We start from the raw sequence: 21,516 nt of genomic DNA, 5'->3' as shown, positions 1-21,516 counted from the left end.
CGTCTGAAAACCCCCGTCCGCTGCAGGGCCGCCTTTCCGAAACCGGGCACCCGGCGGCGGGGCTGTCCGTTTTCTTCGAAGAAAACGGGCCGGAGAATTCGAATTTTTCGGGCAGCGTGGCGGGTCTTGGCGCGGACGGCAAGCGGGGCGTTTCGGGGCCGGGGATGAAAAACCGGGCGCCCTGCTGCATTGGCAGGCGCTGCGGGAAGGGCGCGGGGCCGTCAGGCCGCCCCGGTCAGGTCGCGGGTGAAGGTGAGGCTGGTGGGCCGGTCGTAGCCCGCGTGCGCCATGCGCCCGGTCTCGGCAAAGCCCATGCGGGCGAAGATCGCGTGGTTCTCGGTCAGCTCGATCCGGGATTGCAGCACGATCCGGGGCAGGCCGAGGGCCTCGGCACGCGTCACCGCATGGTCCATCAGCTGCCGCGAAAGCCCCGTGCCCCTGGCGGCCTCCGCCACGGCGAGCTTGCCGAGGTAGAGGTGATCCGTCTCGGGCGTCAGCAGCACGCAGGCCAGCGGCGCGGGGCCGGGCCGGATCACCCAGAGCTCCTTCGTCGCCGCCTCGCGGGCGAGGCTCTCGGGCGTCATGCGGTGGAGGGAGGAGGGCGGATCGATCCGCGCCTCCATGTAGGCAAAGGCCGCGTGGAGCAGGGCATGGACAGGGGCCATGTCGTCCTGCGGTCCAAGGCGGACTGGCTGCATGATCAGCCGCGCGGCTTGCGGCGCGGACCGGACGGGGCGCCGTCACGGCCCGAAGGGGCGCCGGAGCGGGAACCAGACTTGAAGCTCGGCTTGGGGCCTGACTTTGGCCCCGTGCCCGTGCCCGTGCCCGTGCCCGTGCCGGGCTTGCCGCCGGACCGGGGGCCGGATGTCGGACCGGGCTTGCCGCCATCCCGAGTACGCGCGCCGGGCTTGGCGCCGGGCTTGGCATTGAAGCCTTCGCCCTCCTGCGCCCGGCCACGGCTGAAGCCGCCGGGCTTGCCACCTGTGCGGGAGCCCTTGCCGGGGGCGCCGCCCTCGGCGCGCGGCCCCTTGCCGGTGGACGCCCCACCCGACCGCGGCGCCTTGCCCGCCGGGCCGTCGGCCTTGGCGGCCCGGCCCGCGGTGATGCCCTTGCCGGTGAAGACCTTGCCTTCCCAGACGGGCGCCTCGGGTAGCGGCTTGGCGGGTTTTCTCGGGCGCAGCCCGGGCTTGCCCTTGGCGGCCCGCGCGGTGCCAATATCGTCGCCCAGTTCCAGACCCAGCTGGTCGCGCAGCACGCGGCGGCGCAGTTCCTCGACCGCGCCGGGCTTCAGCTGACCCAGCTGGAACGGACCGTAGCTGACGCGGATCAGCCGGTTCACGGTCAGGCCGATCTCGGTCATGGCGCGGCGGATCTCGCGGTTCTTGCCCTCGCGCAGGCCCACCGTCAGCCAGGCGTTCGCGCCCTGCTGGCGGTCGATGTTCACCGTCATCGGCTGGAACTTTTCGCCCTCGATGACGACGCCCTTGCGCAGCGGCTCGAGGTCGGCGTCCTGCGGCTTGCCGTTCACCCGCACCCGGTACTTGCGCAGCCAGCCGGTCGACGGCAGCTCCAGCCGGCGCTTCAGCTCGCCATCGTTGGTCAGCAGCAGCAGCCCCTCGGAGTTGAGGTCGAGCCGGCCCACGGACATCACGCGCGGCATGTCCTCGGGCAGTGCGTCGAAGATCGTGGCGCGGCCCTGTTCGTCCTTCGCCGTGGTCACGAGACCGGTAGGCTTGTGATAGAGCCAGAGGCGCGGCGGCTCGGCGGCGGCCAGCGGCTTGCCGTCCACGGTGATCTTGTCACGCTCGGTCACGTTCAGCGCGGGGCTGTCGATCTTCTTGCCGTTCACGGTGACGCGGCCGGCCTCGACCATCCGCTCCGCTTCACGGCGCGAGGCGACGCCGGCGCGGGCCAGCACTTTGGCGATCCGGTCGCCGGGGGGGGATTTCTGCTCCATCTTCCCGCGATAGCCGGATTCGGGCGCTTGCGGAAGACAGGACAGCGGGGCAGGAAGGGCCATGACATTCCGCAGCCACATGCAGATCGCGCTGGACGAGGCGCAGGCCGCAGGCCGCCGGGGCGAGGTGCCGGTGGGCGCGGTGCTCCTCTCGCCCGACGGCGCGGTGCTGGCGCGCGACGGCAACCGCACGCGGGAATTGAAAGATCCCACCGCCCATGCGGAGATACTGGTGATCCGCGCCGCCTGCGAGACCCTGGGGCAGGAGCGGCTGCCGGGCTGCGATCTCTACGTGACGCTGGAGCCCTGCCCGATGTGCGCGGCGGCGATCTCCAATGCGCGGATTGCGCGGGTCTATTACGGCGCGGCCGATCCCAAGTCGGGCGGGGTGGCGCAGGGGCCGCGGATCTTCACCCACCCCCAGTGCCACCACGTGCCCGAGGTCTATGACGGGATCGGTGCGGAGCCGGCCGAGGTGCTGCTGAAGGACTTCTTCGCCGCGCGGCGGTGAGGCGCTCCCCGGAAAATTCGAATTTTCCGGTCCGTTTTCTTCGAAGAAAACGGGCAGGGCCATCTGTGGCGTGCATCCAGGATTTTTCGAATAATCGTGGCAAAATTCTTCAAAGAATTTCGAGGGGCCGCGGGCGGCCCCTCGCAGGCATGGGCCGGGGCGATCAGATCTCGATCGCGGTCATCACCTCGGGCTCGATGACAGCGACGCCGGGCAGGGCGGCGGCCAGTTTCTCGGCCGATTGCTCCAGCGCGGGGAAGGTCTTGTAGTGCATCGGGATGACGGTCTTGAAGTCGAAGAAGGTCTTGGCCGCATAGGCCGCGCGCTTCATGTCCATCGTGTAGTGGCCACCGGCGCAGAGGATGCCGATGTCGGGTTCATGCAGCGCGTTGAAGACGCCCATGTCCGCCATCACGTCCGTGTCGCCGGAGAAATAGATCGTGTGACCCTCGCCCGAGATCATGAAGCCCGATTCGCTGCCGAGGTAGATCGGCCCGTCCGGCCCCTCGGTCGAGGAGGAGTGGGTCGCGTTCACCATGGTGACCTGCACGTTGCCAAGGTCGATGGTGCCGCCCTTGTTGAACCCGGTGGCATTCTTCACGCCCTTCTTGCCAGACAGCCAGCCCATCAGCTCGACCATGCCGAAGACTGGGATGTCCAGCTCCTCGGCGATGGCGGGCACGTCGGCGACGTGGTCGCCGTGGCCGTGGGTGCAGAAGATATGGGTCGCGCCCTTGATGGCCGCGTCGCGCTTGTCGTCCGGGAAGACGGGGTTGCCGGTCAGGAAGGGGTCGATCAGCAGCACCTTGTCCTCGATCTCGAGACGGAAGGAGCCGTGGCCCAGCCAGATGATTTTCATGTTGAACCTCCAACGGAAACGGCCACCCTTGGGGCGGGCGGCCCGGAAACACGGGGCAGAGCCTAGCGCGTGCCGTGAGGAAGGAAAGAGCCGATGGACTGGACCCGGGCGGTGGACGCCTATTGCGAACGGACCGGGCCGGAGTACTGGTCGGAACCGGTGAACGCCCTGACGAACCTCGCTTTCCTGCTCTCGGCGGCGGTGATGTGGCGACGCTGTGCAGGGCTGGCGACGGGCCAGATGACGGGCCGTGTGCTCTGCGCCATTCTCTTCGTGATCGGGATCGGCTCGTGGCTGTTCCACACCCATGCTCAGGCCTGGGCGGGGATGGCCGATACGCTGCCGATCCTCGTCTTCATCCTCGCCTATATCTTCGTGGCCAACCGGGACTTCTGGGGCATGCGCCCGCTTCATGCGGCCCTCGCGGTGCTGGCCTTCTTTCCCTTCGTGGCGCTGACGCTGCCGCTCTTCCGGCTGATCCCGGGCATCGGCTCCTCGGCGGGCTATGCGCCGGTGCCGCTTCTGATCGCGCTCTATGCCATCGGGCTGCGGGGGCGGGCGCCGGTGCTGGCGCGCAACCTCGCCCTCGGGGCGGGTCTGCTGGTGCTCTCGATCACCTTCCGGGCGCTGGACGGGCCGCTCTGCATCGCGCTGCCGGGGGGCACGCATTTCCTCTGGCACCTGATGAATGCGCTCATGCTGGGCTGGATGATCGAGACATGGCGGCGCCACCGCCTTGCGGGCGCGGGGCGCGGGCGGTAAAGGCTTTCGGGACCAAAGGAGAGACGCGCCATGTCGATCGACACCGATACCGCCGCCCGCGTGGCCAAGCTGGCCCGGATCAAGGTTGAACCCGACCAGCTTCCCGCGCTTGCGGAGGAGTTCAACAACATCCTCGGCTTCATCGAACAGCTGAACGAGGTGGACGTGGAGGGCGTGGAGCCCATGACCTCGGTCACCCCGCAGCGCCTGAAGCGGCGCGAGGACGTGGTGACCGAGGGCGACCAGCAGGACAAGATCCTCGCCAATGCCCCCGATGCCCGCGAAGGGTTCTTCGCCGTGCCCAAGGTGGTCGAATAAGCCACGCTGGCCCGGGGCCGCGCCTGCCTGCGCGCCCGACCCCCTGCCGCCCCCTGCCGCGCTGTGCCCCCACAGCTGACGATGTGCCTGCCGAGAGAGGCGAGACCCGATGACCGAACTGAACAAGCTGACCATTGCCGAGGCCCGCGACCTGCTGCGCAACGGTGACGTGACCTCGAAGGCCCTGACCGAGGCCTGCCTGAGCGCCGTCGAAGGTGCCGGTGCGCTGAACGCCTTCGTCCACAAGACCCCCGAGATCGCGCTGCAACAGGCAGAGGCCGCCGATGCCCGCCTCAAGGCCGGCTACGCGCCCGCGCTCTGCGGCATTCCGCTGGGGATCAAGGACCTCTACTGCACCAAGGGCGTGCCCAGCCAGGCGGCGAGCAACATCCTCGAAGGCTTCAAGCCCGAGTACGAGTCGACCGTCACGCAGAACCTCTTCGACGATGGCGCGGTCATGCTGGGCAAGCTCAACATGGACGAATTCGCCATGGGCTCCTCGAACGAGACCTCGGCCTATGGCAATGCCGTGAACCCCTGGCGGCGCGGCAACGATGACACCGCGCTGACGCCCGGCGGCTCCTCCGGCGGCTCGGCCGCGGCCGTGGCGGCGGACCTCTGCCTCGGCGCGACGGGCACGGACACCGGCGGGTCGATCCGCCAGCCCTGTGCTCTTACCGGCACCGTGGGGATCAAGCCGACCTATGGCCGCTGCTCCCGCTGGGGCATCATCGCCTTCGCCTCCTCGCTGGATCAGGCCGGGCCGATGACCAAGACCGTGCGCGACAGCGCGATCATGCTGCAGTCCATGTGCTCGCACGATGCCAAGGACAGCACCTCGACCGACCTGCCCGTGCCCGATTTCGAGGCCGCGCTGACCGGTGACATCCGGGGCAAGACCATCGGCATCCCGCGCGAGTACCGGATCGACGGCATCCCCGACGAGATCGACGCGATCTGGAAACGCGGCACCGAGATGCTGAAGGACGCGGGCGCCAAGGTGGTGGACATCTCGCTGCCCCACACCAAGTACGCGCTGCCCGCCTACTACGTGATCGCGCCGGCCGAGGCCTCCTCGAACCTCGCGCGCTATGACGGCGTGCGCTATGGCCACCGCGCCAAGCTGGCGCAGGGCGACGGCATCACCGAGATGTACGAGAAGACCCGCGCCGAAGGCTTCGGCCATGAGGTGCAGCGCCGGATCATGGTCGGCACCTACGTGCTCTCCGCCGGGTTCTACGACGCCTACTACAACCGCGCGCGCAAGGTCCGCACCCTGATCAAGCGCGACTTCGAAGAGGCCTTCGCGCAGGGCGTGGATGCCATCCTGACGCCCGCCACCCCCTCCGCCGCCTTCGGCCTGGGCGAGATGAAGGACGCCGATCCGGTTCAAATGTACTTGAACGACGTGTTTACCGTGACGGTGAACCTTGCGGGCCTGCCCGGCGTTTCGGTACCAGCGGGGCTGGACAAGCAGGGCCTGCCCCTCGGGCTGCAACTCATCGGCCGGCCCTGGGAAGAGGCAGATCTGCTGAATACCGCCCTCGCGCTGGAGACGGCCGCGGGCTTCGTGGATAAGCCGGCCAAATGGTGGTAAACCTGCCCGTCAGGAGCAGGCGATAGAGAGGACAGACATGTCCAAGCGGATGATTTCCTGCGGAGTTGTGGCCCTGGTGGCGCTCTCCGCATGTGCCCCGACGGTGCCCGACAGCGCCGCGGGTGTGGGCTTTGGCGACTACGACAGCTACCAGCAGCAGCGGGAAGCTGCCCTCGCCACCGGCGGCGGGCGGACCTACTCCCTGCCGCCGCAGCGCAACGGGGCCGCAGGCGGCGCCCCGATGTCCGCGATGACCAGCGACAGCCCGGTCAACGCCATGCCGGCCCCGGCCCAGATCACCGCGCAACCGCTGGACGGGGGCACCGTCAACGTGCCCTCGGGCCTGTCGCAACCGGTCGCCACCGGGTCCGCCGCCACTGCCGCGGGCGGGGCGGATGACATCGCCGCCGAGACCCGCGCAGCCCTGAACGCGGCGCAGCGGAACTCCGGCCAGCAGCCGCTGCAGGCGAGCCCGAACAACCCACCGCCCGAGGCCGTGGGCCCGATGGGCCTGTCGCGCGAGAATGACTTCAGCGCCGTCGGTGACCTGCGCTCGATCGAGGGCGACAAGGAACGCATGGCCGAGAACCGGGCCAACTATCAGGTCATCCAGCCCGAGGCCCTGCCCGAGCGGACCTCGACCGGGCCGAACATCGTGGCCTACGCGCTGCAGACCTCGAACCCGGTGGGCCAGCAGGTCTTCAGCCGCGGTGGCTTCAACGTGGCCGCACGCAACGCGCGCAACTGCGCGAAATACGCCTCGCCCGACCTCGCGCAGGAGGATTTCCTGAGCAATGGCGGCCCGCAGCGGGACCGCATGAGCCTCGACCCCGATGGCGACGGCTACGCCTGCAGCTGGGATCCGCGGCCGTTCCGCCGCGCCGGCGCCGCGGCCCGGCAGGGTGGCTGAGGACGCAAGCGTCCCGTCCGGCGTACCGGACGGGGCTGCCGCCGAGGGGCTGGCTGACTGGCAGGCCTCGCCCAACGTGAATGCCCGCCGCCACGGCGGTGACCCGGACATGGTGGTTGTGCATTACACCGCCATGGCCAGCGCCGAGGATGCCCTGCGCCGCCTCTGCGACGCTTGCCCGCCCGAGGGGCTGGGCCCCGTCTCCTGCCACTACCTGATCTCCGAAACCGGCCGCATCTGGCAGATGGTGCGCGAGCGCGACCGCGCCTGGCACGCCGGGGTGGGGGCCTGGGGCGGGCGCGAGGACGTGAATTCCCATTCCATCGGGATCGAACTGGCCAACACCGGCCTGCATCCCTTCCCCGAGCCGCAGATGGCGGCGCTGGAGGCGCTGCTGCCGGGTATACTCGCGCGGTGGGCCATCGCGCCCGCGCGGGTGATCGGCCATTCCGACATGGCACCGGGCCGCAAGATCGACCCGGGCCCGCGCTTCGACTGGCGCAGGCTGGCGCGGCAGGGCCTCTCCGTCTGGCCCGGGGCGGCGGGGGAGGGCGATTTCCACGCCGATCTGGCCCGCTTCGGCTACCCGGCGGTGGAGACGGTGGCGGAGGCGGACCTGCTGGAGGCCTTCCGGGCCCGCTTCCGGCCCCATGGCCGTGGCCCCGTCAGCGCCGAGGACCGTCGCATCGCGCGCGATCTGGCAGAGCGCTTCCCGGCCCGTGCAGGGGCGCACAGCCCCACCGCTTGATCGCCGGGCCCGGCCTGCGCCAGATGGCCCCATCGGCGCAGGAGGCCCCCATGGACGATCAGGTCTTTACCTCTCACATCCGCTGGACCGGGAACCGGGGCGACGGCACGGCCCATTACCGCGCCTATGACCGCACATGGGACGTGGCCGCGCCGGGCAAGGCGCCGATCCCCTGTTCGAACGACCCCATGCTGGGCGGCGATCCTGCGAAGATGAACCCGGAGGACCTGCTGCTCTCAGCCCTCGCCGGGTGCCACATGCTGTGGTTCCTGCATTATGCCTCGGATGCGGGGATCGTCGTGCTGGGCTACGAGGACAGCCCGCACGGGGTCGGGGAACATGGTGCAAGCGGGGCAGGGCGCTTCCTGCGGGCCGAGCTGCGGCCGCGGATCACCGTTGCGGCAGGGACCGACATCCATGTGGCCGATGCGATCCACAGGCGCATCCACGAGGTCTGTTTCATCGCGCGGTCGGTCTCCTTCCCGGTGGGTATCCGGGCGCGGTACCGCGTGGGGTGAGACCCGGGGGCTGTCTGCCCCCGGACCCCCGAGAGTACTTCAGGAAAGATGAAGCGGCTTACTCCGCCGCGACCTTCTGCCGATCGGCGAGGGTGACGATGTCCTTCATGATCGCGTTCAGCTCGAAGTCCTTGGGGGTGTAGACCTTGGCCACTCCCATCTCGAGCAGGCGCCGGGCGTCCTCGTCGGGGATGATGCCGCCCACGATGACCGGCAGGTGGTCGAGCCCCGCCGCCCGCAGGCGCGCGAGCGTGTCTTCCACCAGCGGCATGTGCGAGCCCGAGAGGATCGAGAGCCCGACCACATGGGCGCCCTCTTCCTGCGCGCGGGAGACGATCTCCTCCGGCGTCAGGCGGATGCCCTCGTAGCTGATGTCCATGCCGCAGTCGCGGGCGCGGAAGGCGATCTGCTCGGCACCGTTGGAATGACCGTCGAGGCCGGGCTTGCCGATGATGAACTTGAGTCGCCGCCCGAGACGGGAGGAGACGGTGTCCACCGCGTCTCGGATGTCCTCCAGCCCCTCGGTCTTGTTCGAGGGCGCGCCGGAGACGCCGGTGGGGCCGCGGTACTCGCCGTGGACGACGCGCATCTGGGCGGCCCACTCGCCGGTGGTGGCCCCGGCCTTCGCCGCCGCGATCGAGGCGGGCATGATGTTCTGGCCCTTTTGGGCGGCCTCCCGCAGGGCGGAGAGGGCGGCCTGCACGGCAGCCTCGTCCCGCTGGTCGCGCCACTCCGTCAGCCGGGCGATCTGGTCGGCCTCGACCGCCGGGTCCACGGTCATGATGCCGCCATCCTCGCCCATCAGCGGCGACGGCTCGGCCTCCTTCCAGCGGTTCACGCCGACGACGACGGTCTCCTCGCGCTCGATCCGGTTCACCCGGTCGGCGTTGCTGTCCACGAGGCGGGACTTCATGTAGTCGATCGCGCCGATCGCCCCGCCCATGGAGCCGAGGTTGGCAAGCTCGGCGCGCGCGCCGTCCTTCAGCTCCTCCACCTTCGCGTCGACCGCGGGGTTGCCGTCGAAGAGGTCGCCGAACTCCAGCAGGTCCGTCTCGTAGGCGAGGATCTGCTGCATCCGGAGCGACCACTGCTGGTCCCAGGGCCGCGGCAGGCCAAGCGCCTCGTTCCAAGCCGGCAGCTGAACTGCGCGGGCACGGGCCTTCTTGGAGAGCGTGACGGCCAGCATCTCGATCAGGATGCGGTAGACGTTGTTCTCGGGTTGCTGCTCGGTCAGGCCGAGGGAGTTCACCTGCACGCCATAGCGGAAGCGGCGGTACTTGGGGTCCTCGACGCCATACCGCTCTTCGAGGATCTCGTCCCAGAGATCGACGAAGGCGCGCATCTTGCACATCTCGGTGACGAAGCGGATGCCCGCGTTCACGAAGAAGGAGATCCGCCCGCAGAGCGCCGGGAAATCCTCTGCCGCCACCCGCGGGCGCAACTCGTCCAGCACCGCGATGCCGGTGGCGAGGGCATAGGCCAGCTCCTGCTGCGGCGTCGCGCCTGCCTCCTGCAGGTGGTAGGAGCAGACGTTCATCGGGTTCCACTTGGGCACGTGCGTGTAGCAGTACTCGGCCACGTCGGCGATCATCTTGAGCGAGGGCTTGGGCGGGCAGATGTAGGTGCCGCGCGACAGGTATTCCTTGATCAGGTCGTTCTGCACGGTGCCCTGCAAGGTGGTGGTGTCGACGCCCTGTTCCTCGGCCACGGCGATATAGAGCGACAGCAGCCAGGGCGCGGTCGCGTTGATCGTCATGGAGGTGTTCATCTCGGCCAGCGGAATCTGGTCGAAGAGGGTGCGCATGTCACCGAGGTGGCAGACCGGCACGCCGACCTTGCCCACCTCGCCGCGCGCCAGCACGTGATCGCTGTCATAGCCGGTCTGGGTCGGCAGGTCGAAGGCCACGGAAAGGCCGGTCTGCCCCTTGGCGAGGTTCGAACGATAGAGCGCGTTCGACTTCGCAGCCGTGGAGTGGCCCGAATAGGTCCGGAAGAGCCAGGGGCGGTCTTTCTTGGTCTCGGTCATCTTATCGGTCATGGCACCCTCGTGCGGCAGGGCGGGAGATCCCGGGTGAGCAACAATCTTACGTCGAGCGGGTCTTAGCGGACAGAATATGGCTTTGTCAATTCGCCGCAACGCGGCGTCACGGCCCATCCTACACCTGTTGCGCCCGTCGCGCAGGCGGTTGCCGCGCAAAGACAGGCCTGCAGGACGACGTTGGGGAAACTTTCCTGACGGTTTTACCGATTCTCGCGTATTTTAAGGGCTATGGGCCACAACCGGCAGCGGATCGCCGCGCCGGACCGGCCGAAACGTCGGTTTCAGTGCGACACAAAATTACAAAAGTTACGTTTCTGGCATTGCAAAGTTGCGTGGCGGATTATATCCGATGAGCACCCACCGCGATTCTGCATCGCGGCAATCGCATGAGGAGGCTGTCATGGCGCTTGATACGGAAACGGGCATCGCGGCTTACGACGCGCCCGAGAAGGACCTTTACGAGATCGGCGAGCTGCCGCCGCTGGGTTACGTGCCCAAGAAGATGTACGCGTGGGCGATCCGGCGCGAACGGCACGGCGAGCCCGACAAGAGTTTCCAGGTCGAGGTGGTGGATACCCCGGTCCTCGACAGCCACGAGGTTCTCGTGCTCGTGATGGCGGCCGGCGTGAACTACAACGGCGTCTGGGCCGGTCTGGGCGTTCCGATCAGCCCCTTCGACGTGCACAAGGCCGAGTATCACATTGCCGGCTCCGATGCCGCGGGCGTCGTCTGGGCGGTGGGTGACAAGGTCAAGCGCTGGAAGGTGGGCGACGAGGTCGTGATTCACTGCAACCAGGACGATGGCGACGATGAGGAATGCAACGGTGGCGATCCGATGTTCTCCGACAGCCAGCGGATCTGGGGCTACGAGACGCCGGACGGCTCCTTCGCGCAGTTCACCAACGTGCAGGCGCAGCAGCTCATGCCGCGGCCCAAGCACCTGACCTGGGAGGAGAGCGCCTGCTACACGCTGACGCTGGCCACCGCCTACCGGATGCTCTTCGGCCACGAGCCGCATGACCTGAAGCCGGGTGACAACGTTCTGGTCTGGGGCGCATCGGGGGGGCTCGGCTCCTTCGCGATCCAGCTGATCAATACGGCGGGCGCGAATGCGATCGGCGTGATCTCGGAAGAGGACAAGCGCGACTTCGTCATGAGCCTCGGCGCCAAGGGGGTGATCAACCGGAAGGAGTTCAACTGCTGGGGGCAATTGCCCAAGGTGAACACGCCCGAGTACAAGGAGTGGTTCGGCGAGGTCCGCAAGTTCGGCAAGGCGATCTGGGACATCACCGGCAAGGGCGTGAACGTCGACATGGTCTTCGAACATCCCGGCGAGGCGACCTTCCCGGTCTCCACCTTTGTCTGCAAGAAGGGTGGCATGGTCGTGATCTGCGCGGGGACCACCGGCTATAACCTGACGATGGACGCGCGCTATGTCTGGATGCACCAGAAACGCATTCAGGGTTCGCATTTCGCCCATCTGAAACAGGCCGCGGCCGCGAATAAATTGATGGTGGAGCGCCGGATCGACCCGTGCATGTCCGAGGTCTTCCCCTGGGAGCAGATCCCGGATGCCCATATCAAGATGCTGAGAAACCAGCACAAACCCGGCAACATGGCGGTGCTGGTCCAGGCCCCGCGCACCGGGTTGCGCACGGTCGAGGACGTCCTCGCCGCCCGCGCCTGACGCCTGCGCGCCGGTCCCTCACGGGGCCGGCGCTCTTATTGACGCGTGGTCTCCATTCCCCGGGGTGTGCAAGACACATTCTTATGACATGCGCGTTTTCGATTTTCCCAATGATTTAATGTATTTCCGCGCCAATCCTCCGAAATAGGGGGATTGATTGCTTGCCACTGACAATATCTAGTTGTCTCGCGACGCGATGATCCGTTGCCTTCCCCTTGTGCCGGTCCAGCTCACGGACTGATCGGGCAAGCGGTCCGACCCGGTGCGGTCTCCCTGCGGGGGCAGGGGGGCCCCTTTGTGCGACCAGTCCGAGAGGTCGGGCGGGAGGCGCGGATCTGGAACGTCGCAGTGCTGTGTTCGCGTCGGGGTAGTGCCGGCGTGACGGAAAAGGCCTTTTGGGATGCGATATTCGAGCGCCGACAGGATGGAGGCGAACTGTCAGACGGTAGAAGCCGTCGGCGGGAGCGATGAACTGCAGGAACTCCTCGTGCGGTTCCGGGACGACTTCGGGCTGCAGCACCTGTCCTACAACTGGGTGACCGCGCCGGTCCGCCCGTGCAGGTTCGGCACCCTGCCGGAGGCCTGGCTCGACTATTACAAGCAGCGCAACTACGCGATGATGGATCCGGTGATCCTCGGGGCGTCGCGGCATTTCGGCGTGGTGAACTGGGCCGATCTGGACTGGTCCAGCCGGATCGCCCGCGACATGCGCGCCGAGGCCAACGCCCATGGGGTCGGCTGGCAGGGGCTCAGCGTGCCGGTGCGTGGCCCGCGCGGGCAGTTCGCCCTGCTCACCGCGACCAGCGATGTCTCCGACGAGGACTGGGCGCTGTTCGTGCGCCAGCAGAGCAACGCGCTGCTGCTTCTGGGCCACACCATCCACCGCAAGGTGCTGGCGCTCTGCGATCACAGCGGGCCCGAGACGACAGCCCTGCTGTCGCCCCGGGAATGCGAGACGATGACCCTGCTGGCCCAGGGCAAGAGCCGCGCGCAGGTGGCGCAGGAGCTGTCGATTTCCGAGCATACGCTGCGGGATCACATCAACTCGGTGCGCAACAAGCTGAAGGCGGGCAATACCGTGCAGGCGGTGGCGCTTGCACAGGCCTACGGGCTGATCGTCGTCGTCTGACGCCGGCGCTGCGGAAACCTGTGGCGCAGGCACTGGCGCCCGCCCGCCGGCCCGGATAGATTGCCCCCATGGCCGGGACTTCGCTCACCTTTTCCCACGATCAGGCGGAGGCCTGGGACCGTATCGCCGAGATGCTCCGCGAGGCGGGCGTCGACGTCGAGGATGGCACGACACGTCCCGACAGCGGCACGAGGTCCCGCGTCCTGGCCGTCACCGGCAAGGCCGGCTCCGGCAAGACGCTGCTGCTGGCCGAACTGTCGCGCACCTGTGCCGAGGCCGGGCTGGCCGTGGTCTCCGGCGACTACGAGCCGAAGAAATCGAGGGAGCGGCGCACGCTCTCGATCCTCGCGCCCACCAACAAGGCGGCCTCGGTCCTGCGTCTGCGCGGCGTGCCCGCAACGACGATCCACCGCATCCTCTACACCCCGGTCTATGATCCCGAGTACGAGAAGATCGCCGAATGGCTGGCCGAGGATGGCGAACGCCCGGTGATCGAGGGGCTCAGCGATGTGGCGCTCGACCGGGCGCTGGCCTTCTACCAGACCAACAAGTCGATCCCCGGGGCGCTGGCCGCCGCCGGGCTGCGCGGCTCGGACTTCATCACCGGCTGGAAACGGCGCGAGGACCCGCTCGACGTGGGCTTCGTGGACGAGGCCTCGATGCTGGACGAGAAGCAGTTCGAGGACCTCAAGGAGATCTTCCCGACGCTGATCCTCTTCGGCGATCCGGCCCAGCTGGCCCCCGTGGGCCAGTCCGGGCAGATGGTCTTCGACCGGCTCCCGGAACCGGCGGTGCTCTCGCTGAACCGCATCCACCGGCAGGACGCCGACAACCCGATCCTCGACCTTGCCCATGCGCTTGCGGATCCCGACCTGACCTTCGAGACCTTCGAGCGCATGATCGAGGAGGCCTCGCACAAGGACGACCGTGTCCGCTGGGCCCAACGGGTCGAGGTCGACCTCATGGCACGGTCCCCGGTGCTGGTCTGGCGCAACGTGACCCGGATCAAGCTGATCAACGCCTTCCGCGCGGTCTACAATGCTCCCGACGACGCCCTCCTGCCCGGGGAGCCGCTGATCTGCGACGGGATCGAACTGCCCCTGAAACACCGCAAGAAGCGCCTCGATCTGGAGGCGCGCGGGCTGATCAAGGGCGCGCAGGCGATCTACCTCGGCCCCGGGCGCCGCGCCGGCTTTTCCCGGCTGCACCTGATGGGGGCGGAGGATCCGCAGCTCTCCGCCGCCTCGATCGTGAAGATCGAGAAACCGGATGAGGAAGAACCCTTCATCCCTTATGCCGCTCACATGGGCGCGACCTTCCTGCATGGCGCGGCGGTGACGATCCACAAGGCGCAGGGCTCGCAATGGTCCGACGTGCAGGTCTTCGCGCCCGACCTCTACGCCGCCGCCCGCGCAGGCCGCAACGAGGCCGGTCAGCCGCTCTGGAAACGCCTCGCCTACGTGGCGATCACCCGCGCCGAGGAGCGCCTGCACTGGGTCGTGCGCAACCGCCTCGCCCGGCCCAGCCACGAGCTGCGCCTCGACGATCTCAAGGCCGCCGCGCCCGCGGCCCTTCAGCTCGAAATGCAGGAGCCGGAGGGGGAGTAGCCCTCATCTTTCGCTTACAAATATCCCCGCCGGAGGCTTTAAATCTTCTGTTCCGACAGAAGAGATTTGAGGCCTCCGGCGGGGATATTTTCGAGCAAGAGATGGGCCAGGACAGCCCGCCCGATCAGCGGGTGGGAACCGGCGTTTCACCACGGTAATCGTAGAAGCCGCGGCCGGTCTTGCGGCCTAGCCAGCCGGCTTCGACGTATTTCGTCAGCAGCGGGCAGGGGCGGTACTTGGTATCGGCGAGCCCGTCGTGCAGCACGTTCATGATGGCGAGGCAGGTGTCGAGGCCGATGAAATCGGCCAGCTCCAGCGGGCCCATGGGGTGGTTCGCACCCAGCTTCATCGCCTCGTCAATCGAGCGCACGTTGCCGACGCCTTCGTAGAGCGTGTAGACTGCCTCGTTGATCATCGGGACAAGGATGCGGTTCACGATGAAGGCCGGGAAATCCTCGGCCGAGGCCGCGGTCTTGCCAAGGCGTTCCACCACGTTGAGGCAGGCCTTGTAGGTCGGCTCGTCGGTGGCGATGCCGCGGATCAGCTCCACCAGCTTCATCACCGGCACCGGGTTCATGAAGTGGAAGCCCATGAACTTCTCGGGGCGGTCGGTGCGGCTGGCCAGCCGGGTGATCGAGATCGAGGAGGTGTTCGAGGTCAGGATCGTGTCTGGCTTCAGCGCGGGCAGAAGCTCCCGGAAGATCTGGTCCTTCACCGTCTCCCGCTCGGTTGCGGCCTCGATCACGAGGTCGGTCTGGCCGAGGTCGGTCAGCGTCAGCGTGGTTGAGATACGGCCCATCGCGGCATCGCGATCCGCCTGCGCGATCTTCTCGCGGCTGACCTGCCGGTCGAGGTTCTTGCCGATGAGGGCGACGGCCTTGTCCAGGGCATCCTGGCTGATGTCCGTCATCATCACGTCGTAGCCTGCAAGGGCCATCACATGGGCAATCCCGTTGCCCATCTGCCCCGCGCCGATCACGCCGACCTTTTCGATCTCCATTTATCCCTCGCTGCGGTGGCTTGAAAACTGGCCGCAGAATAGGCCCCGGACGGGGGGAACCGCAAGGGAGGGGGCGGGTCCGGAGGGAAGTTAAATTTATCGGAAAATGAGAGACTTAGGCGGATGGAAAGTGTTTTGGGGGAATCTGGCCCGGTGGACTGAAGTGGTGGGAACCATGACTTACGAGAAACTGGGGCAAGAAGCCCTGGAATATTACCCGTGCCGGTATGGCCGGTCGAAGATCCTGTTCCGGGGGCCCAAGCGCGCGCTGGAAGGGGGCTACGTCGCCTTCCTCGGCGGGTCGGAGACCTATGGCAAGTTCATCCCGCGGCCCTTTCCGGGGCTGGTGGAAGATGCCCTGGGCACGACCTGCGTGAACCTCGGCTGGATGAACGCGGGCGTCGATGCCTTCCTGCATGACCCGGCGATCCTGCAGCTCGCCTCGGGGGCGAAGGCGGTGGTGATCCAGGTGATGGGGGCGCAGAACATGTCGAACCGGTTCTACGGGGTGCATCCGCGGCGCAACGATCGCTTCCTGCAGGCCTCGGACCTACTGCGCACCGTGTTCCGGGACGTGGATTTCACCGAGTTCCACTTCACCCGGCACATGCTGCAGCATCTGCGCACCCAGTCTGAGGAGCGGTTCGACATGGTGCGGAGCGAGCTGAAGGCGGCCTGGTCGGCCCGGATGGAGCGGCTGCTGTCGCGGATTTCCGCGCCGGTGGTGCTGCTCTGGCTGTCGAATCATGCGCCGGGCGATGCGGCGCTGGAGGCGGAGATGCGGTCGGACCCGCTCTTCGTGGATCGCGCCATGATCGAGGCCCTGCGGCCCCGGGTGCAGCAGGTTGTCGAGGTCGTGGTAAGCGCCGAGGCGCAGGAGCGACGCGGCGAGGGGATGGTCTTTGGCCAGTTAGAGGCGCCGGCGGCGGCAGAGATGCTGGGCACAGGCGCGCAGATGGAGGCCGCGGAGGCGCTGCGAGAGGTGTTGCCGGGATTGATCGAGAGCCGCGGAGGCCGGGAGCGCGGAGCAATGTGACGGGATGCGGCGGTCGCGGTGGGTTAACGGGGCAGGTTGCGGAGGGCCGGTGGCCGCATCGCGGGCTGGGGCGGGGCTCAGGGCCCAGAGGGGACGGCTGCGTGCGGATGGCATGTGTGGAAGACGTGCGCTGATGGCATGTGTTGAGGCTGAGCGCGCGCGACATGTGCAGAGGGCGCGCGCTGATGGCACGCGCGGACGGCAAGGATGGAAGGTAAGCGTTGAAGGTGGGACACGACGGCGCCCCCAGAAGGGACACGTTGCCGGCACTCGACGGGCCAGCGGACCCTCCGCCACGAAAAAGGCCCGCGCGGGGCGCGGGCCTTTCGAAAATCGGATCGGGCCGGAGCCCGCAGGATCAGAGCTTTTCGATCAGCGCGGGGACGGCCTCGAAGAGGTCGGCCACGAGGCCGTAGTCGGCGACCTGGAAGATCGGCGCTTCTTCGTCCTTGTTGATCGCAACGATGACTTTGGAGTCCTTCATGCCGGCGAGGTGCTGGATCGCGCCGGAGATGCCCACGGCGACGTAGAGCTCAGGCGCGACGACCTTGCCGGTCTGACCCACCTGCCAGTCGTTGGGAGCAAAGCCCGAGTCGACGGCTGCGCGCGAGGCACCGACGGCGGCGCCCAGCTTGTCGGCCAGCTTCTCGATCAGCGCGAAGTCTTCCTGAGAGCCCACGCCGCGGCCGCCGGAGACGACGACACCGGCCGATGTCAGCTCGGGACGGTCGCTCTCGGCCACCTTGTCCTCGACCCACTCGGAGATCGCGGGATCTTCGGCGGCGCCGATGGCATCGACCGAGGCGGAGCCGCCGGTGGCGGCCGCGTCGAAGGTTGAGGTCCGGAAGGTGATGACCTTGGTGGCGTCGGCCGATTTCACCGTCTGGATCGCGTTGCCGGCGTAGACCGGGCGCTCGAAGGTGTCGGCGTCGACCACGGCGGTCACGTCGGTCAGGATCATCACGTCCAGCAGCGCGGCCACGCGGGGGAAGATGTTCTTCGCGTCGGTGGTCGCGGGGGCCACGATGTGGCTGTAGTCGCCGGCCAGCGACACGATCAGCGCCGCGGTCGGTTCCGCGAGGCGGTGACCGTAAAGCGCGTCCTCGGCGACCAGCACCTTGGCGACGCCATCGATGGTGGCGGCCTCGTCGGCGGCGGCCTTGGCGGTGGCGCCAACGGCCAGAACGGTCACGTCACCGAGCGCTTTCGCCGCGGAAACGGCCTTGGCGGTGGCGTCCATGGACAGGGTGCCGTCCTGGATCTCGGCAAGCAGAAGAACAGCCATTACACGATCCCCTTCTCTTTGAGTTTCGCCACCAGCGTGTCCACGTCGGGCACGATTTCACCGGCCTGGCGGGATTCCGGCTCGGAGGTCTTCACGATCTCGAGGCGCGGGGCGACATCGACGCCGAGGTCGGCGGCGGTCTTCTCGTCCAGCGGCTTCTTCTTCGCCTTCATGATGTTCGGCAGCGAGGCGTAGCGCGGCTCGTTCAGGCGCAGGTCGGCGGTGACGATGGCGGGCAGCTTGACCTTCACGGTCTGCAGGCCGCCGTCGACTTCACGGGCCACGGTGGCGCTGTCGCCGTCCACGTCGAGCGTGTTGGCGAAGGTCGCCTGCGACCAGCCGAGCAGGGCCGCCAGCATCTGGCCGGTGGCGTTCATGTCGTTGTCGATCGACTGCTTGCCCGCGATGATCAGGCCGGGCTGCTCTTCTTCTGCAACCTTGGCGAGGATCTTGGCGACGGCGAGGGGCTCGATGTCGGTGTGCACGTCATCGGCGGCCACGACGAGGATCGCACGGTCGGCGCCCATGGCGAGTGCGGTGCGCAGGGTTTCCTGCGCCTGCTTGACGCCGATCGAGACGACGACGACTTCCTCGGCCTTGCCGGCTTCCTTCAGACGGATCGCCTCTTCCACGGCGATTTCATCGAAGGGGTTCATCGACATCTTCACGTTGGCCAGATCGACACCGCTGCCATCCGCTTTCACGCGGACTTTCACGTTGTAGTCGATCACACGTTTCACAGGTACGAGTACCTTCATAAGTGTGGTCTCCCATAGTGATGCCGCGCAAGATTCGTGCGCGGCGCATACTTCTCCCGCGTGTTGATATCGGCTTGGGGCCGGGGACAACAGTACAAAAACCGACGCTTGGCAGCCGGGAACGCCGCGTTTTCGCCTTTCTCACGGATTCGTTGCCGCAGTGCGGAAATTCGCGAGGTCGGATTTTTGCCCCTACGTCGCAAATGAGACGATTTGCGTCGGCTGGGCACTGCGGGAATCCGCTGGCCTGCTATCGCTGGATCCGCGTCCAGTTCAGGGAGTCCCTCGCGCCATGAAAACCCATGTCAAAGCCCTTGTCGTCGGCGGTGGTGCCGTCGGGACGGCGATCGCTTATCACCTTGCCAAGGCCGGCTGGTCCGACGTGGTCCTGCTGGAGCGGGACGAGCTGACCTCCGGCTCGACCTGGCATGCCGCGGGCCTGCTGCCGCTCTTCAACATGAGCTATGCCACGACCCACATCCACAAGTACTCGGTCGAGTTCTACAAGTCGCTGGAGGCCGAGACGGGCCTGAACGCCGGCTTCTCCATCGTCGGCAACCTGCGCATGGCGCAGACGCAGGACCGGATGGACGAATACATGCTCTATGCCTCGACCGCCGAAACCGCGGGCGTGCCCTACGAGTGGATGAGCCCGGCGCAGATCAAGGAGCGCTGGCCGCTGGTGAACATCGACGGCCTGAAGGGCGCGATTTTCCACCCGACCGATGGCTACATCAACCCTGCCGACGTCACCATGGCGATGGCCAAGGGCGCCCGGCAGCGCGGCGTCACCATCGAGCGCAAGTGGCAGGTCGACGCCTACGAATGGACCGGGTCCGAGTGGAAGGTCACCTGCACCAAGATGGGTGAGAAGGGCGGCAACCTCGTGCCGACCGAAGAGACCACGGTGGTCTATGCCGAACATGTCGTCACCGCGACGGGCAACCATGCGCAGCGCACCGCCAAGATGCTGGGCATCAAGATCCCCGCGATCCCGGTCGAGCACCAGTTCATCGTGACCGAACCCGATCCCGCGCTGGTCGAATTCCGCGCGAACGGCGGGGCAGAGCACCCGGTGCTGCGCGATGCCGACGCCAAGTGGTACGTCCGCGAGGAGCGTGGCGGCTGGATCCTCGGCCCCTACGAGCGTGGCGCGCCCGCCCGCTTCCAGTACGGTGTGCCCGACAGCTTCCGTGCCGACCTCTTCCCGCTCGACCTTGAGCGGATCGAGGAAGAATACATGTCGATGATCCATCGTCTGCCCTCGTCGGAAACGGTGGGCCTGAAGGACGATTTCAACGGCCCGATCTGCTACACGCCCGACGGCAACCCGCTGGTCGGCCCGGCGCCGGGCCTGCGCAACATGTGGCTGGCCGAGGGCTTCTCCTTCGGGATCACCGCCGCGGGCGGCACCGGCCACTACCTTGCGCAGATGATGGTGGAGGGCGAGGCCGAGATCGACATGGCCAGCCTCGACCCCAAGCGCTATGGCAGCTGGATGACCACCGAATATGCGGTGAAGAAGAACGAGGAAGCCTACGAGCACGTCTTCATCCTGCACCACCCGGACGAAGAGCGCGAAGCGGCCCGTGGCCTGCGCACCGCGCCCGCCTACGACCGCCAGAAGGCCCGTGGTGCGCAATTCGGTCAGGTGAACGGCTGGGATCGTCCCAACTACTTCGCCCCCGAAGGCTTCGACGATCACGCCGCGCGCTCCTTCCGCCGTGGCGGCTGGTGGCAATATGCCGTGGAAGAGGCCAAGGCGATCCGCGAGGGCGTCGGCCTTGTCGATGCGACGGCCTTTACCAAGCACGTGGTCAAGGGCCCCGGTGCGACGGCCTTCCTCGACTGGTTCACCTGCAACAAGCTGCCCAAGGTCGGCCGGATCAACCTGACCTACGCCCTGACCGCCGCCGGCACGACCCGCACGGAATACACCATCGTCCGCATGAAGGAGCACGAATACTACCTCGTCTCCGCCGGCGCATGGACGGCGTATGACGCCGACTTCCTGCGCAAGGCCGCCGAGGACAAGGCGGAGGAGTTCGGCTACATCGAGATCCAGGATGTCACCACGCAGTGGGGCGTCTTTGCCGTCGCGGGGCCGAAATCGCGTGACCTGCTGAAGGCCGTGATCAAGGATGCCGATCCGGAAACTGCCCTCTCCAACAAGCGCTTCCCCTGGCTGTCGGCGCGTCCGATCGAACTGGGCATGTGCCCGGTCAACGCGATCCGCGTGGCCTATACCGGCGAGCTGGGCTGGGAACTGCACCACCCGATCGAGATGCAGAACTACCTCTTCGACCTGCTCGAAGAGGCGGGCAAGCCGCTGGGGATGAAGCTGGTGGGCGCCCGCGCCCAGAACTGGCTGCGTCAGGAGAAGAGCTACCGCGCCTTCGGCACCGAACTGGGTCGCGACGCGACCCCGGCCGAGGCCGACCTGCCGCGCTTCATCGACCTGAGCAAGGAGTTCCACGGCAAGGAAGCCATGGAGAAGACCGGCATCCGCGCGAAATGCGTCACCGTCCTGATCGACGGGCCGGAAGATGCGGACCCCTGGGGCCGCGAGGCGCTCTATGTCGAGGGCACCAAGGTCGGTCGTCTGACCTCGGGCGGCTACTCGGTGGCCTTCGGCAAGTCCATCGGCATGGGCTACGTCAGCCCCGATCTGGCCGTGGTCGGCCAGAAGCTGAAGGTCAAGATGTTCGACCAGCTCTGGGACGCCGAGATCGTGGAGGACAGCCCCTACGATCCCACCAACGCCCGCATCCGTCAGGACGGATGAACGCGGCG

19 protein-coding genes are annotated in these 21,516 nt (G+C 67.3%); 12 read left to right on the top strand and 7 right to left on the bottom strand.

Annotated elements, in window-relative coordinates; genetic code table 11:
• Window positions 1–221: 221 nt before the first annotated feature.
• Both ACX9MO_RS06905 and ACX9MO_RS06900 read right to left on the bottom strand, forming a co-directional pair.
• Window positions 222–665 carry a GNAT family N-acetyltransferase gene (locus ACX9MO_RS06905; protein ID WP_462214013.1) on the bottom strand — a complete coding sequence of 148 codons (444 nt, stop codon included), beginning with the start codon at window positions 663–665 and terminating at the stop codon, window positions 222–224.
• Window positions 666–700: 35 nt separating this feature from the next.
• The gene (locus tag ACX9MO_RS06900; RefSeq protein WP_462214012.1) at window positions 701–1,957 is read right to left on the bottom strand and encodes a pseudouridine synthase; all 1,257 of its coding nucleotides are present in this window, start codon (window positions 1,955–1,957) and stop codon (window positions 701–703) included.
• A 61-nt stretch (window positions 1,958–2,018) separates the two neighbouring features.
• Here ACX9MO_RS06900 and ACX9MO_RS06895 point away from each other — a divergent pair, with 61 nt between their 5' ends.
• Complete coding sequence (locus ACX9MO_RS06895) at window positions 2,019–2,468, top strand: nucleoside deaminase (RefSeq protein WP_462214011.1); 450 nt, start codon at window positions 2,019–2,021, stop codon at window positions 2,466–2,468.
• 163 nt (window positions 2,469–2,631) lie between these two features.
• Here the strand turns inward: ACX9MO_RS06895 and ACX9MO_RS06890 are convergent, their stop codons facing one another.
• Window positions 2,632–3,327 carry a metal-dependent hydrolase gene (locus ACX9MO_RS06890; RefSeq protein WP_462214010.1) on the bottom strand — a complete coding sequence of 232 codons (696 nt, stop codon included), beginning with the start codon at window positions 3,325–3,327 and terminating at the stop codon, window positions 2,632–2,634.
• A 93-nt stretch (window positions 3,328–3,420) separates the two neighbouring features.
• Here ACX9MO_RS06890 and ACX9MO_RS06885 point away from each other — a divergent pair, with 93 nt between their 5' ends.
• The 6 genes from ACX9MO_RS06885 to ACX9MO_RS06860 all read left to right on the top strand — a co-directional run bounded on the left by ACX9MO_RS06885 (window position 3,421) and on the right by ACX9MO_RS06860 (window position 8,180).
• A complete protein-coding gene (locus ACX9MO_RS06885; RefSeq protein ID WP_462214009.1) occupies window positions 3,421–4,089 on the top strand; it encodes a ceramidase domain-containing protein in 669 nt (222 codons plus the stop codon).
• A gap of 30 nt (window positions 4,090–4,119) precedes the next feature.
• Entirely contained in the window at window positions 4,120–4,407 is a 288-nt protein-coding gene (gene gatC, locus ACX9MO_RS06880; RefSeq protein WP_222491051.1) for an Asp-tRNA(Asn)/Glu-tRNA(Gln) amidotransferase subunit GatC, read from the top strand.
• Window positions 4,408–4,516: 109 nt separating this feature from the next.
• Window positions 4,517–6,004, top strand: a complete 1,488-nt coding sequence (gatA, locus tag ACX9MO_RS06875; protein ID WP_462214008.1) for an Asp-tRNA(Asn)/Glu-tRNA(Gln) amidotransferase subunit GatA — start codon at window positions 4,517–4,519, stop codon at window positions 6,002–6,004.
• Between the two features lie 37 nt (window positions 6,005–6,041).
• Window positions 6,042–6,914 (top strand): hypothetical protein, encoded by an 873-nt coding sequence (locus ACX9MO_RS06870; RefSeq protein WP_462214007.1) that lies wholly within the window; start codon window positions 6,042–6,044, stop codon window positions 6,912–6,914.
• Window positions 6,915–7,023: 109 nt separating this feature from the next.
• Entirely contained in the window at window positions 7,024–7,662 is a 639-nt protein-coding gene (locus tag ACX9MO_RS06865; RefSeq protein ID WP_462214432.1) for an N-acetylmuramoyl-L-alanine amidase, read from the top strand.
• A 50-nt stretch (window positions 7,663–7,712) separates the two neighbouring features.
• Complete coding sequence (locus tag ACX9MO_RS06860) at window positions 7,713–8,180, top strand: OsmC family protein (RefSeq protein ID WP_462214006.1); 468 nt, start codon at window positions 7,713–7,715, stop codon at window positions 8,178–8,180.
• Between the two features lie 58 nt (window positions 8,181–8,238).
• Here ACX9MO_RS06860 and ACX9MO_RS06855 read toward each other — a convergent pair whose 3' ends face one another.
• Window positions 8,239–10,206, bottom strand: a complete 1,968-nt coding sequence (locus ACX9MO_RS06855) for a methylmalonyl-CoA mutase family protein (RefSeq protein ID WP_462214431.1) — start codon at window positions 10,204–10,206, stop codon at window positions 8,239–8,241.
• 415 nt (window positions 10,207–10,621) lie between these two features.
• Between ACX9MO_RS06855 and ccrA the strand changes: the two genes are divergently transcribed.
• The 3 genes from ccrA (at window position 10,622) to ACX9MO_RS06840 (ending at window position 14,644) form a co-directional block, all read left to right on the top strand.
• Window positions 10,622–11,908 carry a crotonyl-CoA carboxylase/reductase gene (gene ccrA / locus ACX9MO_RS06850; RefSeq protein WP_222491055.1) on the top strand — a complete coding sequence of 429 codons (1,287 nt, stop codon included), beginning with the start codon at window positions 10,622–10,624 and terminating at the stop codon, window positions 11,906–11,908.
• A 400-nt stretch (window positions 11,909–12,308) separates the two neighbouring features.
• Window positions 12,309–13,037 carry a helix-turn-helix transcriptional regulator gene (locus ACX9MO_RS06845; protein WP_222491056.1) on the top strand — a complete coding sequence of 243 codons (729 nt, stop codon included), beginning with the start codon at window positions 12,309–12,311 and terminating at the stop codon, window positions 13,035–13,037.
• Between the two features lie 68 nt (window positions 13,038–13,105).
• Window positions 13,106–14,644 (top strand): ATP-dependent DNA helicase, encoded by a 1,539-nt coding sequence (locus ACX9MO_RS06840; protein WP_462214005.1) that lies wholly within the window; start codon window positions 13,106–13,108, stop codon window positions 14,642–14,644.
• Between the two features lie 124 nt (window positions 14,645–14,768).
• On the opposite strand, the gene ACX9MO_RS06835 is transcribed toward ACX9MO_RS06840, so the two are convergent.
• The gene (locus ACX9MO_RS06835; RefSeq protein WP_462214004.1) at window positions 14,769–15,644 is read right to left on the bottom strand and encodes a 3-hydroxybutyryl-CoA dehydrogenase; all 876 of its coding nucleotides are present in this window, start codon (window positions 15,642–15,644) and stop codon (window positions 14,769–14,771) included.
• 175 nt (window positions 15,645–15,819) lie between these two features.
• On the opposite strand from ACX9MO_RS06835, the gene ACX9MO_RS06830 reads away from it, so the two are divergent.
• Complete coding sequence (locus tag ACX9MO_RS06830; RefSeq protein WP_222491059.1) at window positions 15,820–16,680, top strand: DUF6473 family protein; 861 nt, start codon at window positions 15,820–15,822, stop codon at window positions 16,678–16,680.
• 358 nt (window positions 16,681–17,038) lie between these two features.
• On the opposite strand, the gene ACX9MO_RS06825 is transcribed toward ACX9MO_RS06830, so the two are convergent.
• Together ACX9MO_RS06825 and ACX9MO_RS06820 are read right to left on the bottom strand one after the other, a co-directional pair.
• On the bottom strand, window positions 17,039–17,965 hold the full coding sequence (locus ACX9MO_RS06825; RefSeq protein WP_462214003.1) for an electron transfer flavoprotein subunit alpha/FixB family protein: 927 nt from the start codon (window positions 17,963–17,965) through the stop codon (window positions 17,039–17,041).
• A complete protein-coding gene (locus ACX9MO_RS06820; RefSeq protein ID WP_222491061.1) occupies window positions 17,965–18,723 on the bottom strand; it encodes an electron transfer flavoprotein subunit beta/FixA family protein in 759 nt (252 codons plus the stop codon). The genes ACX9MO_RS06825 and ACX9MO_RS06820 overlap by 1 nt, the downstream gene beginning before the upstream one ends.
• Window positions 18,724–19,015: 292 nt before the next feature.
• On the opposite strand from ACX9MO_RS06820, the gene ACX9MO_RS06815 reads away from it, so the two are divergent.
• A complete protein-coding gene (locus ACX9MO_RS06815) occupies window positions 19,016–21,508 on the top strand; it encodes a GcvT family protein (RefSeq protein ID WP_462214002.1) in 2,493 nt (830 codons plus the stop codon).
• Window positions 21,509–21,516: the final 8 nt, after the last annotated feature.

The organism is Pseudooceanicola profundus (assembly GCF_054919315.1).
This window is presented reverse-complemented; position numbering and strand designations above follow the sequence as displayed.

Excerpts from the sequence above, each read along its gene's own strand:
- ACX9MO_RS06905 (WP_462214013.1), bottom strand. The coding sequence starts at position 665 with ATGGCCCCTGTCCATGCCCTGCTCCACGCGGCCTTTGCCTACATGGAG.
- ACX9MO_RS06900 (WP_462214012.1), bottom strand. The coding sequence starts at position 1,957 with ATGGAGCAGAAATCCCCCCCCGGCGACCGGATCGCCAAAGTGCTGGCC.
- ACX9MO_RS06895 (WP_462214011.1), top strand. The coding sequence starts at position 2,019 with ATGACATTCCGCAGCCACATGCAGATCGCGCTGGACGAGGCGCAGGCC.
- ACX9MO_RS06890 (WP_462214010.1), bottom strand. The coding sequence starts at position 3,327 with ATGAAAATCATCTGGCTGGGCCACGGCTCCTTCCGTCTCGAGATCGAG.
- ACX9MO_RS06885 (WP_462214009.1), top strand. The coding sequence starts at position 3,421 with ATGGACTGGACCCGGGCGGTGGACGCCTATTGCGAACGGACCGGGCCG.
- gatC (WP_222491051.1), top strand. The coding sequence starts at position 4,120 with ATGTCGATCGACACCGATACCGCCGCCCGCGTGGCCAAGCTGGCCCGG.
- gatA (WP_462214008.1), top strand. The coding sequence starts at position 4,517 with ATGACCGAACTGAACAAGCTGACCATTGCCGAGGCCCGCGACCTGCTG.
- ACX9MO_RS06870 (WP_462214007.1), top strand. The coding sequence starts at position 6,042 with ATGTCCAAGCGGATGATTTCCTGCGGAGTTGTGGCCCTGGTGGCGCTC.
- ACX9MO_RS06865 (WP_462214432.1), top strand. The coding sequence starts at position 7,024 with ATGGTGGTTGTGCATTACACCGCCATGGCCAGCGCCGAGGATGCCCTG.
- ACX9MO_RS06860 (WP_462214006.1), top strand. The coding sequence starts at position 7,713 with ATGGACGATCAGGTCTTTACCTCTCACATCCGCTGGACCGGGAACCGG.
- ACX9MO_RS06855 (WP_462214431.1), bottom strand. The coding sequence starts at position 10,206 with ATGACCGAGACCAAGAAAGACCGCCCCTGGCTCTTCCGGACCTATTCG.
- ccrA (WP_222491055.1), top strand. The coding sequence starts at position 10,622 with ATGGCGCTTGATACGGAAACGGGCATCGCGGCTTACGACGCGCCCGAG.
- ACX9MO_RS06845 (WP_222491056.1), top strand. The coding sequence starts at position 12,309 with ATGCGATATTCGAGCGCCGACAGGATGGAGGCGAACTGTCAGACGGTA.
- ACX9MO_RS06840 (WP_462214005.1), top strand. The coding sequence starts at position 13,106 with ATGGCCGGGACTTCGCTCACCTTTTCCCACGATCAGGCGGAGGCCTGG.
- ACX9MO_RS06835 (WP_462214004.1), bottom strand. The coding sequence starts at position 15,644 with ATGGAGATCGAAAAGGTCGGCGTGATCGGCGCGGGGCAGATGGGCAAC.
- ACX9MO_RS06830 (WP_222491059.1), top strand. The coding sequence starts at position 15,820 with ATGACTTACGAGAAACTGGGGCAAGAAGCCCTGGAATATTACCCGTGC.
- ACX9MO_RS06825 (WP_462214003.1), bottom strand. The coding sequence starts at position 17,965 with ATGGCTGTTCTTCTGCTTGCCGAGATCCAGGACGGCACCCTGTCCATG.
- ACX9MO_RS06820 (WP_222491061.1), bottom strand. The coding sequence starts at position 18,723 with ATGAAGGTACTCGTACCTGTGAAACGTGTGATCGACTACAACGTGAAA.
- ACX9MO_RS06815 (WP_462214002.1), top strand. The coding sequence starts at position 19,016 with ATGAAAACCCATGTCAAAGCCCTTGTCGTCGGCGGTGGTGCCGTCGGG.